Raw genomic sequence first — 11,920 nt, 5'->3', positions numbered from 1 at the left:
AACGGAAAATCCGTTCATGTGCCTGTAAATACTTGAACAACGGGAAACGGCATTATTCCCGGCTTAAACGAAGTACGCAACGTAAGAGTCGGTGTCCCCCCCTCATCTTTAAGCATACCGCGAACCGACAGCTGCATTAATTTAATAGTTTTTCCATCGGCTTTAAGGGCAGGAATTCCTCCGCCTTCTTCGGGCGGAAGTTCTTTTTTGGGCGAGTCGTACTTAAAATAATATATGTCGTCTTTCTTTTGCACTTTAACGCCGGGAATTGTGATCGGTTCAATAGTCATATTGGAATCGTATGCAAAACGGGGCAGTATAAGTTTTACCGTATGCGTACCGTCTGCGGCAATGCGGGCGGTCGGGGTTATCTCGTTACCGTGGGCATCCTTCCCGCTCGATCCCGATCCGCTTTGTATAACCTTGCCTTTTTGTTTAACCAAATACTTGAACGTACCCGTGTAGATTTTTTCCGCACTCCACTCGGTATCCGCGGCCGTTTCGGGAATCACAATAGCTATATCTTCAGTATCATCAATCTTTATTTCCGGTGCAGTCAATTTACGTACAATTCCAATCTGCCGCGCCATGGGTACACGCGTATTCGACATCGCGCCGATTCCGGTAAGGCCGTCGCCCGTAAGCAAAATGATAATCCCGTTCGTACTGTTTATGCCGATTTGAACGGTCATTACGGCGTCAGCCTCGATTTTTGACCTTGCAGAATTCTTGTCCGAACCGACAAACCAATGCAGGGTATAATTATTTTTTGATTTTTTTTCGGCATAATACCAAAATTGAGTATCAATCATACCGTTGACGCTCATATTCCAATCGAGCCGTTCGCCGTTATAAATCGTAAGCGAAGGTGTCAGCGTGCTGCCGCTCGAAGACGTAATGTTTCCGTAATACGTGTATCCGTAAATGTCGGAAATATCGTGATTTTCAAGCGCTTCGTCTTTAAACGCATTAAGCAGTTCCGTGCAGGAAACCGTCAATAAAGCAAAAACCGTCAATGCGGCAATGCCCATGCCCGAAAAAAAACGCCGTGCACTCTTTTTTATAACTTCTTTTTCCATAAAAACTCCTGCTTAAAAAGTGTATTTGCCGCCGATGCGGAGCGTAATGCCTTCGGCAAGCCCGTAATAAAATGCCTGCGTTTCGTTGTTGCTGCCTTTTATAAAGTGGATATTGTTGAGCATGTTGTCCAAACCGGCGTACACTTCCAGTTTTTCATCTAAAAATTTCTTCGACGCGTTAAAGCCGACCATAAAATAATCGGGTGTATAGTAGCCGCTTTTTGCCGTTAAAAGCTGGGGCGAATTCCACTGAACGTTCAATGACACTTCGGTTTCGGCGGAAGGGATACGATATGAAACGTTCGCCGTTACCCGATGCGCCACACGCAGCGCAAGGTCTTCCCAGCGCGACGTCCCCGCATCATAAAACTTTGCTCCCGTATACGCGTAACCTGCTTTCGCCTTAAATCGGTCGATCTCGGTTCCCGCCGAAATATCGCCGCCGAAGGTGATCGCTTTATCCACGTTTTGATATTTCCGTATTTGCGGTGAAGAAACGCCGTCGGTAACAACATGGTCGATTAAATCGAGAATATAATTAAAATAGCCTCCGGCCGAAACCGTAAAAAGATTTGCCACGTTTTGCTCGATTCCGACGTTAAAGCTGTGCGATTTTTCGGGAACAAGATTCGGATTTCCGTACAGAATAAAATTACCCGCTCCGGGCGCATAGCTGTGTTTGAAAATCCAATATTTTTGTTTCAACGTAGGGATTTTATAACCCATACCGTAACCGAACCGGAGCGCCGTTTTTTCGCTCGGATTGTATTTAACGCCGAATTTCGGCGTCGCCATAAAGCACACGGTACTTCCCTGAACGCTCGGTGCAAAGTCAAAGCGAACTCCGGGAACGAGCGTCAGTTTTTTATCGAAAAGCGAAACGCTGTCCTGTGCAAACAATGCCGTTTCCAAAGCGTATTTTCTTTTTTCAAAAGATGTACCCGCCATCGATTCAAGGCCGGCGTTTATACCGAAGATAACATCGTTGATTGTGTTCGGCGTCCAGTGGGCACGAACATCGATTTCCGTATCGAAGGAATTGGAATGTGTTCCCGTTTTAGAGGAATGCATGCCGGCTTTTACATGCCGAACGGTATCCATAAAATACAGTTTGCCTGCGGCAAAACCGTCGACATACAGCGTTTCGCCGAACATATATTTTCCCGTAACGCCCAGCTCGCCGCGGTGCGCGGTGTATACCATATCGGTTCCTTTATCGAAACCGGTTTTCGCATAATTACTTACTTGGTGCGAACCGCTGTATACGCCGTACGCGCCGACCGAGCCCCACGTATCGCTCCACGTAAAGGTGTTTCGGAAAAAGCCCAATATTTTTTTTGTGCCTTTATAATAGCGGATCCAGCCGGCAAGGGAGTCTTCGGTCATTTGTTCCCGGCCGGGATTAAAATCGAAGCTGCCGATCAGCGTATTCGTAATATGTTTTCCCGAAACGATAAGATTGGCGGCCGTATAGTTTTTCCAACCGAGTATCAGCGGCATAAAGCCGACTTCTTCGGTAACGCTGCCGGCAACTTTAAGCTTTGTTTTTTCCGTACTTTGCGGGCTGAGGGGCGAAGCATCTGCTGCGCCGCGTTTTGTTATAATATTGATAATGCCGCCCATTGCGCTGCTTCCGTACAAAACGGCATCGGCACCCTTTATAACCTCGATACGCTCGATGTTTTCTACGGGAATCTGAAAAATCGGTGCCGCGCCCGACATATCGGTCGAAACGCTTACGCCGTCTATCATGATTTTTACATACCCGTTCCCAAGTCCCTGCATCGTAACCGATTCGTTGGCATTGCCCGCCGTAGCGGCGCTCACCGCAACATCCGGCAGGGTTTTTAAAGCGTCGCCGACGTTTTTCGCGCCGGATTTTCGTATATCGTCATTCGTAATCGTGCGTTTTTGTTCGGTCGACTCGTCGATTTTCTGCTCGATTTTTTCCGCATCCACAACGATAACGTCGTCTTCGGCTTCCTGCAAAAATAAAAATGTCGCCGAAAACAGCATCATACAACAAATTATGTATCGTCTCACCTCAAAGGTCCTTTGGTGTTCAGCCGCTTTACCGTAAATTAGTTAGTAATGGCTAACTTGGGATGTTTATATAAGTAAAAGATTTTTGTTTTTTTTGCAACAACATTCCGCTTTATTGAGAAAAAATATCGATAACGTCGTGCATTCGAATAGCGCGCAGACGGAAACGGAACGTCCTGCCGCCCGAATCAGTGCAGCGAAAAATCCATAACGAACGAAACGGTCAGGACACCCATACCGGCGCTCATTTTTTTAAACGGTGCGGCTTTTTTAATTGCGGCAAGACATGCCGTGTTTAAAAGCTCGTATTCGCACGGCGTCAAAATCACGGCATCGGCAAGCGTTCCGTCGGGGTTGATGACTGCCCGCGCACGCACTTTGCCTTCCAACCCGTTTGACCGCGCCGCATACGGATACGTTTTTTTTGACGCAATACGTCCGAGCACATAAGACTTATACGTTGCGGCCGCTTTTGCATCGTGCGTATGCGAAAACGAATCCGTAACGTCGCCCGCATTCGCCGCGTCGCTTGCCGTACTTTCGCCCGCAGCTACATACGAAGTTTCATCGACCGCTTCGGCCGCTTGTTCAAACGGTTTTTCCGGCGCTTCGGCGGAGGTTTCCTCCGCCTGCTCCGGCTTTTCTTCCGGTTTCGGGAGGGGAATCGTTTCGGCGGGTTTTGTCGGGACAGCGGGAATACTTTCGTTTTGTACGGGTTGCACGACCGCCGGCGTTTGTTTCGGCGCGCGTTTTACGATGCGAACATTCGACACCGTCGTATCGGAAACAATCGACGCAGGAGAAGAAGAGGAACTCCGTATGCCCCAAAACGGCAGGCAAAACAGCACGGCGACAAGAGCGGCCGTACACAGAGCGGAGCTAATCCAGCGGCTCATGCACAATCCCGATGCGGCTGATTCCGGCAGCCTGTATTTTGGTCAATATCCGTACAATCCGTTCAAATTCGACCGTCCGTTCGCACTCAAGAGAAAGCGCAAGTTCCGGCTCCCGCGCATAAAGGGCTGCCAGCGCATCCTGCAGTGCTTCAAGCGTTACGGCATTGCCGTCCAGTTCCATTCCGTCGGCGGTAACGGCGAGCACCTTTGTCGTATTGTGTTCCTGCGTCGTATCTTCGCTTCGCGGCAAATCGAGCGGCAGCGAACTTCTTTTAAACTGGGTCGACACCATAAAAAAAATGAGCAAAATAAAAATAACGTCGATAAGCGATGTGATGTTTACGACAAGCTCTTCGTCATAACGGGATACAAAGCCGGGCTTGATCATCATATATCTCCTGTACTTACCCCTGCATTTGCCCCGCCGCTTTCCCGCATTCTTGGCCGTACAAATCCATGAGCATCATACGTTTTTCGATAATGCGTTTAAACGTCCGGTAACACAAGAGCGCAGGAATCGAAATTATCATACCGAACGCGGTAGTGAGCATCGCCTCCCAAATACCGCCGGACAAATCCTGAATGTTCACCGCCGCTCCCACTTCCGCCATTTTGGAAAACGAACCGATAAGACCGGTAACCGTGCCGAGCAAACCGATTGACGGCGACACTGCGCTGATAAAATTGAGCAGCCACAGCCCGCGGTTCATTTCATAATACAAAAGAGTGCTTTCTTTAACGAACTCTTTTTGCCGTACCTCTTCCGGCAAAGCCGCAAACGGTGCGGTTTTTTCCTGCAAGCGTTTAAGCACGTCGTTTTTCGAGCCCTTACGCGTTTGAAAAAAATATATGCCGCGCTCAAGGCACTGACAAAAACAAAAACACAGTATCGCCGCAAGCACCCAGTTAAGAGGCCCGCCTAAATTAATAAATTCAATCAATCTCATAGTCAATTTGTTTGTCTATACTAACATAAAACCGATAAAAAAACCATTGTATTGTGTCGGTGCTTATTGATATTTTTTCTCAATAACGGTTAAAGTTGTCCGTTTTCGGGTGTACACCGCCTGCAATATCGCCCGCGTTCATTGACCGTTTATAAAAGTTAGTATATTATAACTTTGTGGTTTTTATTCGATACCGTTTTACACTCTTATGACTTATTTTAACGAAATATTGAATTCTTTCAGAAAAAACGGAATGCGCGTAACCGAACAGCGCAAGCGGCTGCTCTCGATCATCTTGCAAAATTCCGATTTATCGCCGAAAGAATTGTTTTATATCGCACATAAAGAGGATGATTCGATCGGTCGGGCAACCGTATATCGGACGGTGCGTTTACTTCAGGAACTCGGCTATATCCGCCGGCAGTACGTTACGATAGTAAAAAAACGGCAGACGGACACTGTATAAAAGCCGATTTTCCGTCTTTACCGGAACAGCGCGTGCAGCTCTTTCGCGTACAGTTCGGGAATTTTAAAGCGCATAATTTCCTGCTTCGCCGACAATTCGACGCCGGGTTCAAACGCTTTTGCAAGCAGCGCAAACGCGTTTATGCGTTCAAACAGCTTAAAGCCGTTTTTCCCGTTCACCAAAGACGCCAACTCGGCATCGAACAGTTTTTTAACTTCGGCGTTGCGCAAAAGTTTTTCGTAGCTGTCGTACGCAATGCCCTTTTCGGCGGCAAACGCTTTCACTTCTTCTTCGGAAGGGACGATGAGGGCCGCAAGATATTTTTGATCCTGCCCGACAACCACCGATTGGAACACAAAGCGCGATTCGTTGATTTTCATTTCGATCGGCAGCGGCTCGACGTTTTCACCGCCGCGGAGCACAATCGTGTCTTTTATGCGGCCGCGCAGTACGAGCTCGTTGTCTATCGTAAGCATTCCCAAATCGCCGGTATTGAACCAGCCGTCCTTATCGATAACCTTGGCCGTCAAATCGGGCTTTTTGTAATACCCTTTCATAACGATTGCGCCGCGTATTTGAACGACGCCCTTATGCCCGGCCGGAAGCGTTTCGCCGTGCTCGCCGACAATACGCGCTTCAACGCCGCGTATGGGAGAACCGACCGTACCGAAAATCGGCCGGTAAAAAGGTCGTACCGAAACAACGGGAGCGGTTTCGGTCAATCCGTACCCTTCCACAAGCTTTATGCCGACGGCGGCAAAAAAATCGTCTACAACGGGAGGAAGCGCACCTCCTCCGGAAACGGCGCCGCGGAACGCGTTGCCCAACTTTATACGGATTTTTTTAAAGATAATCAGGCCGCCGAGCAGTTTAAGCGGATACAGCAAAAGCCACGGCAGTACAAGCAAAATCCATTTGGGCGCTTGCGGCGTTTTTTTGAACCGGGCGTTTTTGTTGAATAAGATTCGATCGATGTGCGTGTGCAAAACCGCAACGTCCGTAAAAAAACCGAACAGTATAAAAACGATTCCGCCGGCTTTGCGCATCGCGCGGCATATGCCTTCATACAGCGCTTCAAAAACGCGCGGAACCGCCGGAATAACCTGCGGATTTAATGCCTGAAAATCGGCAAGCATGATGCTTCCGATGGGCTTCGAATAGCAAAGAGCCGCGCCCTGAATAAGAATGATATACTCGCAGGCGCGCTCGAATGCGTGCCATACGGGCAGTACGCACAAGGCGCGTTCTCCCGGGTTCAAATTGATGCGCTCGGGAAGTTCATCCAGCTGCGCCATAAAATTGCGGTGACACAACATAACGCCCTTAGGCTCGCCGGTTGTGCCGGATGTAAAAATAATACAGGCGATATCCTCGGCCGTGCCTTTTTCAAGCTCGGCTTCGACCTTTCCCGGATGCTTTGCGCGGTAGTCGACTCCCAAAGCCGTAACGTCGCCGAAAAACAAAAGATCCGTTTTAGCCTTTTTGCATTGCCGCGCAACATCTTCGCCGACCGATTCAAAACAGATGAGGCGCTTTAATGCCGGCAGCGATTCTTTTATGCCGATTATTTTAAGCACTTGGGCGGCATTTTCGGCGATAACCGTTTTGCAGTCCGCAAACGCCAAAATATACGCAAGGTCTTTTTCCGACGCATCGCAGCCGCGCGGAACATCCGCCGCACCGATCGCCATAATTCCCAAAGAGGACTGGAGCCATTCATAGCGGTTGTCGGAAATCAAGCCGACGTTTTCTTCGCGCTTGATACCGAGCGACAAAAGACCGGCCCCGAAATCGAGGACTTTTTCGAGCAGCTCTTTGTACGTAAAAAATGAAAAAGTTCCCGCCGTGTTTTTAAAATATTGTGCCGGAATTTCGGGCCATTTCCCGGCGGAATCTTTAAGCATTTTCGGAACGGTCTGCTCCATACGCTCCTCCTTTTACAAAAAAACAAAATCTCAAAATTTGTCATTTTGACGTATACAGATATACTATAGCGCACATCTGTAAAAAAATCAAGCTCGGCAGAGACAACGCGGCAAAGAAAACAATATTCGGATAAAACGGGATGCGCTCCAAACATTTGTCAATATTCGACAAATGTCCACACAAAATGTCACTTGTCGTCTTTTTAAATTAGTCCATACTTTTTCGATATTGTCCATTTCAAAGAAAGTCGGCTTGCGTTATGCTTAAATCGGAATGACATATTTTAAGCATAACTTTTTTTTATATTTTTGTATGCTCGCAATTATCGCCGCGTTTTCGCTCCTTTCCGTTATGTCCGGCGCCGTCAAAATTCCCTTCGGCGATGTCGTCAGCGTCCTTTCGGGAAACGCGGAAGCCGTGCAAAACAAATCTTTTTCGTACATTATTTTCAATCTGCGGATTCCGAGAACCGTTTTGGCGATAACGGTCGGATCGGCGCTTGCGCTCAGCGGCGTCGTGATTCAGGCGCTCGTGCGCACAACCCTGTCGGAACCGTATTTGTTGGGCGTTTCGTCGGGAGCGTATTTGGGTGCCGGTATTTATTTTATTTTTGCGGTAGGCTCCGGTGCGCTCGGCAATGTCGGACTGTCCGCTTTCGCCTTTGCCGGTTCGCTTTTATCGATTGTACTCGTGCTTGTTATGTCGTCGATTAACGGAAAAGCGTCGATGACAAAATTGATTTTGTCCGGCACGATTATTAACGCGTTTTTTATATCGATTGCAAACTTTATATTGACGCTTTACGGCACGGCGGACGGAATCACGGGCATCAAATTTTGGACTATGGGATCGCTCGCGCAGGCAAATTGGGAAAACATACGAATTCCCGCGGGAACGACGCTTATCTGCACGATCTTTTTTATTTTGACTGCGCGCAGCCTCAACGTGTTCGTTCAGGGCGATAAGGCGGCGCAAAGTTTGGGCTTAAACACCGACCGCTTGCGCGCACTTCTTCTGATCATCGTAGCGATATTGACCTCGGTTATCGTAAGCGTATCCGGCATCATCGGCTTTGCAGGCCTTATCGTTCCGCACGTTTGCAGAATGTTGTTCGGTACCGACCATAGAAAACTGATTCCCGTATCGGTATTGACGGGCGCTTTCTTTTTGCTTGCCTGCGATACGGTTGCCCGCACAATTATACCGAACGCGGAAATTCCCATCGGCATAATCACGGCAATCATCGGCGCGCCGATTTTCGCCGTTGCGCTCATACAAAGTAAATACGGGCAGAGGGAAGGATAACTTTTTGAGAACAACTTCGCATGGGAGCAAAGACGTGAAAGACACGGCTGAAACGGCGGCATTCGAAATAAAAGATTTGGAAATTACGCTGGGCGGCAAGCGGATTCTCAAAGGCATAACGCTCGATATTTTAAACGGAAACAATTACTGCCTCGTCGGCCCCAACGGGAGCGGCAAATCGACGATGCTGAATATTTTAACCCAGCACCTTTCCAAATACGGCGGCACCGTACTGTATGCGGGAAAAGATTTAAAAAAATATTCAAAAAAAGAGTTGGCGCAAACGCTTGCATACGTTCCTCAATTCGACGCCGGCGCATTCGATTTTACGGTATACGAATACGTCATGCTCGGACGAAATCCACATAAGGGCTTATTCGACAAAGACACCGAAGAAGACGACCGCATTGTATCGCATATTTTGCAAAAAACGAACCTTGCCGATTTGGAGAACCGAAGCATCCTGACGCTTTCCGGCGGAGAAAAACAGCGGGCAATCCTTGCACGAGCCTTGGTGCAGGAACCGGACGTCCTCATATTGGACGAGCCGAGCAATCATTTGGACATAACGAACCAAATCAAGCTGATGAACCTGATTGTTTCGCAGCAAATCACGACAGTGACGGCTTTGCATGACCTCAATTTGGCGTCGCAGTTTTTCGGCAAACTGATTGTGCTTAAGGAAGGACTCATTTATGCGCACGGCAACACCGCCGACATTATTAATCCGCACATGATCCGCGATGTGTATCATTTAAATTCCGAAATCGAATTTAACCGGAAAACCGGTCATATTGATATAAGCTTTTATAATCAGGAGGACATATGAAAGCAAAAAAACTTTTTGCGATAACGGCTGCAGCGCTGCTGTTATCTTCGCTTTTAACCGCGGCCGAAACCTTGTACCCGCTGACGGTTACGATATTCGACGCAAGCGGCAAAGAAATGCGGCAAACCGTTTCCAAGCGGCCGACAAGGGTCGTTACGTCAAACGTATCTTCCACCGAAATCCTGCTTAAATTGGGATTAAAAGATACGATAATCGGCATTCTAAAGCCCGACAACAAAATTACGAACGAATACGCCGCGGATTTCGCCTCGTTTAAAGTAATCGGCGACAAAAAAAGCTTGTCGAAAGAAGCGGTTTTGGCCGCCCGGCCGGACATAATCGTCGGACGCGATAAGCTGTTCAACGCAAAAGCGCTCGGAACCGTCGCCGAATTGAATGCAGCCGGCATCGCGGCCGTGCCGCAAAAGGCGAGCGTTACCGGCATAAATCCCGTTCTTGAAACGGTGCTCGAAGACATACAAACCTACGGAAAAATCTTCAACGCTCAAGACAAAGCCGCCGAACTGACGGCGCAGCTTGCCGCACGCATTAAAGAAACCGACGCGCTGGTGCGCTCGAAAGCAAAGGGCACGCAAAAGGTTTTGGCAATGACGAATTTTAACGGCAACGTTTTCGGTTCCTTCGATGTTTCAACGGGGCTGCAGGGCAACGTTTTGGCACGGCTCAAGCTCGTTCCGGCCTTGGACAAGCCGGCAAACGAATTGGGTCTTGAAAACCTTGTAAGCATGAACCCCGACATTATCTTTTACATTACGGCCGACCGAAACGCCAAAAACGATCCCACCGCCATACAAAACCTGCGTATAAACGGTGCTTTGGCAAACGTCACGGCGATAAAAAACAACGCCATTATAGCGATCGCTTACGACGATTTTATGGATTACGGCGTCAGAACGATAGAGATTTATTCGAAACTTGCAAAAGCGTTGTATGGTAATTGAAACTATACAAAACGGTACTAAGCCGACAAGCCTTTGCGTTTTGGACCGGTATATTTTTGAAAAATACTTGGGACAGGATCAAAGGCTTGCGGATTTTACCGTGCGGGGAATAGACTTTGAAAACCGCGCCGACGAATTGAGCCCGTGGCCAGCACAGAGCACATTGTGCAAACACAATGTAACGGTCTTTTCCGGGCACGCGGGTGCAACATATGAACTGTTACAAAATCGGTATGACGGCTCCTTTGCACACACGGTTTTTGCCGGCTATTCCCTTTCCGCCCTTTTTTTGCTGTACGCGCTCACGCTGCAAACAAAGCAAAAATGCGCCGGATACATTCTCATATCGCCTTCGGTATGGTACGAAAGGTTCGACTCGTATTTTTTAGAGCGTGTTGCAGCCGGCGCCGTAAAAAACGAAAAGCTTCTTTTTATCTGGGGTAAAAACGAAGGAAAGAACAAAGAACTTTTGCAGGATCTTCCCCGCAAGGCCGAAAAAATCGCCGGCGCTTTAAAAGCCGGTAACGATGTAACTTCAACAATATTCGAAGGCGACCACCACGACTATATAAAAGAAAAAATCGGCTGCGCGCTCGACTGGTTCGTCCGCAGTTACTGAAAATCCCGCGCCGGAAAATCAGGTTTTGCGCAGTTCGTTCGGCGAATACCCGATCTTCGATTTAAACAGCCTGCTGAAATACAAGGGATCGTTAAAGCCGACTTCCAATGCGGCTTTTTTTATCGAATAATTATTATGGGCGATCAAATCGATTGCTTTTTTTAATCTGAGTTCTATAATGCGGTTTTTTATCGTTTCGTTGCGGTATTTTTTATATAAATACGAAATGGAATTTGCACTTACGTGCAGGGCAGAAGCGATATCGCCGAGCGAAATGGCTTCACTGAAATTCTCGCTTAAATAATGCTCCGCCTTCTCGATAATTCCGAATTGCCGAAAATCGGTAAAATCTTCAAGTTCAAACAGCTTTTTAAATACGGAAGAAAGAAAGCGTTCGCGTATAAAATATTCCCGCAATTCGTCGGCCGACGTTTCGGCAAGGTAGGTTTGAATGTCGTGAATGTACGCACCGTAGTTGCTCAAGGAGACGCAAAAATTTTTATCATACACGTCGTTGTGATAGATGTTAAAATATACAAAGTCCTCGGCGCTTTTTACTTTAAATCCGATTTTATGGCCGGACGTTGCGTAAATCAGTGTTCCTTCCGAAGCCGCAAACCGCTGATTGTCCAAACAAATGTCGGCCCTGCCCCGCAGCGGGAACATAAAAGCGTTGAGTACGGTTTGGTAGGCTTCTTCGTTTCTGTCTTTTGAGCGGGTAAACAAGCGAATATTTTTAACCCGCAACTTGCCGCTGCAATAAAAATACCGCAGCTTGATTAAGTCTTGGCTGTCCATACCTCTCTCGTATTTTAGTCTTTACTAACTTATACAAAGTCTAAAATATC

At 47.8% G+C, this 11,920-nt stretch carries 12 protein-coding genes; 5 read left to right on the top strand and 7 right to left on the bottom strand.

Going from position 1 to position 11,920, the window contains the following annotated elements; translation table 11 throughout:
- Positions 1–14 precede the first annotated feature (14 nt).
- The 5 genes from HMPREF9194_RS00340 to HMPREF9194_RS00320 all read right to left on the bottom strand — a co-directional run bounded on the left by HMPREF9194_RS00340 (position 15) and on the right by HMPREF9194_RS00320 (position 4,965).
- Positions 15–1,079: a calycin-like domain-containing protein gene (locus HMPREF9194_RS00340; protein ID WP_016524374.1), complete on the bottom strand. Its 1,065-nt coding sequence runs from the start codon at positions 1,077–1,079 to the stop codon at positions 15–17.
- 12 nt (positions 1,080–1,091) lie between these two features.
- The gene (locus HMPREF9194_RS00335; protein WP_016524373.1) at positions 1,092–3,098 is read right to left on the bottom strand and encodes a TonB-dependent receptor plug domain-containing protein; all 2,007 of its coding nucleotides are present in this window, start codon (positions 3,096–3,098) and stop codon (positions 1,092–1,094) included.
- 212 nt (positions 3,099–3,310) lie between these two features.
- Complete coding sequence (locus tag HMPREF9194_RS00330; protein WP_016524372.1) at positions 3,311–4,018, bottom strand: energy transducer TonB; 708 nt, start codon at positions 4,016–4,018, stop codon at positions 3,311–3,313.
- Positions 4,002–4,409 (bottom strand): ExbD/TolR family protein, encoded by a 408-nt coding sequence (locus HMPREF9194_RS00325; protein WP_245540710.1) that lies wholly within the window; start codon positions 4,407–4,409, stop codon positions 4,002–4,004. Before HMPREF9194_RS00325 ends, HMPREF9194_RS00330 begins: the two co-directional genes overlap by 17 nt.
- A gap of 13 nt (positions 4,410–4,422) precedes the next feature.
- The gene (locus HMPREF9194_RS00320; protein ID WP_016524370.1) at positions 4,423–4,965 is read right to left on the bottom strand and encodes a MotA/TolQ/ExbB proton channel family protein; all 543 of its coding nucleotides are present in this window, start codon (positions 4,963–4,965) and stop codon (positions 4,423–4,425) included.
- A gap of 208 nt (positions 4,966–5,173) precedes the next feature.
- Here HMPREF9194_RS00320 and HMPREF9194_RS00315 point away from each other — a divergent pair, with 208 nt between their 5' ends.
- A complete protein-coding gene (locus tag HMPREF9194_RS00315) occupies positions 5,174–5,431 on the top strand; it encodes a Fur family transcriptional regulator (RefSeq protein ID WP_016524369.1) in 258 nt (85 codons plus the stop codon).
- A gap of 17 nt (positions 5,432–5,448) precedes the next feature.
- Here HMPREF9194_RS00315 and HMPREF9194_RS00310 read toward each other — a convergent pair whose 3' ends face one another.
- Positions 5,449–7,356, bottom strand: a complete 1,908-nt coding sequence (locus HMPREF9194_RS00310; protein ID WP_016524368.1) for an AMP-dependent synthetase/ligase — start codon at positions 7,354–7,356, stop codon at positions 5,449–5,451.
- Between the two features lie 313 nt (positions 7,357–7,669).
- Here HMPREF9194_RS00310 and HMPREF9194_RS00305 point away from each other — a divergent pair, with 313 nt between their 5' ends.
- From HMPREF9194_RS00305 to HMPREF9194_RS00290, 4 genes are read left to right on the top strand one after another with little or no spacing between them, the layout of a single operon-like run.
- The gene (locus HMPREF9194_RS00305; RefSeq protein WP_016524367.1) at positions 7,670–8,662 is read left to right on the top strand and encodes a FecCD family ABC transporter permease; all 993 of its coding nucleotides are present in this window, start codon (positions 7,670–7,672) and stop codon (positions 8,660–8,662) included.
- Positions 8,663–8,696: 34 nt separating this feature from the next.
- A complete protein-coding gene (locus HMPREF9194_RS00300; RefSeq protein WP_016524366.1) occupies positions 8,697–9,491 on the top strand; it encodes an ABC transporter ATP-binding protein in 795 nt (264 codons plus the stop codon).
- On the top strand, positions 9,488–10,453 hold the full coding sequence (locus tag HMPREF9194_RS00295; RefSeq protein WP_016524365.1) for an ABC transporter substrate-binding protein: 966 nt from the start codon (positions 9,488–9,490) through the stop codon (positions 10,451–10,453). The genes HMPREF9194_RS00300 and HMPREF9194_RS00295 overlap by 4 nt, the downstream gene beginning before the upstream one ends.
- Positions 10,443–11,072: an alpha/beta hydrolase gene (locus HMPREF9194_RS00290; protein WP_016524364.1), complete on the top strand. Its 630-nt coding sequence runs from the start codon at positions 10,443–10,445 to the stop codon at positions 11,070–11,072. Before HMPREF9194_RS00295 ends, HMPREF9194_RS00290 begins: the two co-directional genes overlap by 11 nt.
- 18 nt (positions 11,073–11,090) lie before the next feature.
- Here the strand turns inward: HMPREF9194_RS00290 and HMPREF9194_RS00285 are convergent, their stop codons facing one another.
- Positions 11,091–11,870, bottom strand: a complete 780-nt coding sequence (locus tag HMPREF9194_RS00285) for a helix-turn-helix transcriptional regulator (RefSeq protein ID WP_016524363.1) — start codon at positions 11,868–11,870, stop codon at positions 11,091–11,093.
- Between the last annotated feature and the right edge of the window lie 50 nt (positions 11,871–11,920).

Origin of the sequence: Treponema maltophilum ATCC 51939 (assembly GCF_000413055.1) — a bacterium.
Taxonomy (GTDB): domain Bacteria; phylum Spirochaetota; class Spirochaetia; order Treponematales; family Treponemataceae; genus Treponema_C; species Treponema_C maltophilum.
Note: the sequence above shows the minus strand (reverse complement) of the source record. Positions and strands in the feature narration are given on the sequence as shown.

Coding starts and splice junctions, on each gene's coding strand:
- HMPREF9194_RS00290 (WP_016524364.1), top strand. CDS start 10,443: ATGGTAATTGAAACTATACAAAACGGTACTAAGCCGACAAGCCTTTGC.
- HMPREF9194_RS00325 (WP_245540710.1), bottom strand. CDS start 4,409: ATGATGATCAAGCCCGGCTTTGTATCCCGTTATGACGAAGAGCTTGTC.
- HMPREF9194_RS00320 (WP_016524370.1), bottom strand. CDS start 4,965: ATGAGATTGATTGAATTTATTAATTTAGGCGGGCCTCTTAACTGGGTG.
- HMPREF9194_RS00335 (WP_016524373.1), bottom strand. CDS start 3,098: ATGATGCTGTTTTCGGCGACATTTTTATTTTTGCAGGAAGCCGAAGAC.
- HMPREF9194_RS00315 (WP_016524369.1), top strand. CDS start 5,174: ATGACTTATTTTAACGAAATATTGAATTCTTTCAGAAAAAACGGAATG.
- HMPREF9194_RS00285 (WP_016524363.1), bottom strand. CDS start 11,870: ATGGACAGCCAAGACTTAATCAAGCTGCGGTATTTTTATTGCAGCGGC.
- HMPREF9194_RS00330 (WP_016524372.1), bottom strand. CDS start 4,018: ATGAGCCGCTGGATTAGCTCCGCTCTGTGTACGGCCGCTCTTGTCGCC.
- HMPREF9194_RS00340 (WP_016524374.1), bottom strand. CDS start 1,079: ATGGAAAAAGAAGTTATAAAAAAGAGTGCACGGCGTTTTTTTTCGGGC.
- HMPREF9194_RS00295 (WP_016524365.1), top strand. CDS start 9,488: ATGAAAGCAAAAAAACTTTTTGCGATAACGGCTGCAGCGCTGCTGTTA.
- HMPREF9194_RS00310 (WP_016524368.1), bottom strand. CDS start 7,356: ATGGAGCAGACCGTTCCGAAAATGCTTAAAGATTCCGCCGGGAAATGG.
- HMPREF9194_RS00305 (WP_016524367.1), top strand. CDS start 7,670: ATGCTCGCAATTATCGCCGCGTTTTCGCTCCTTTCCGTTATGTCCGGC.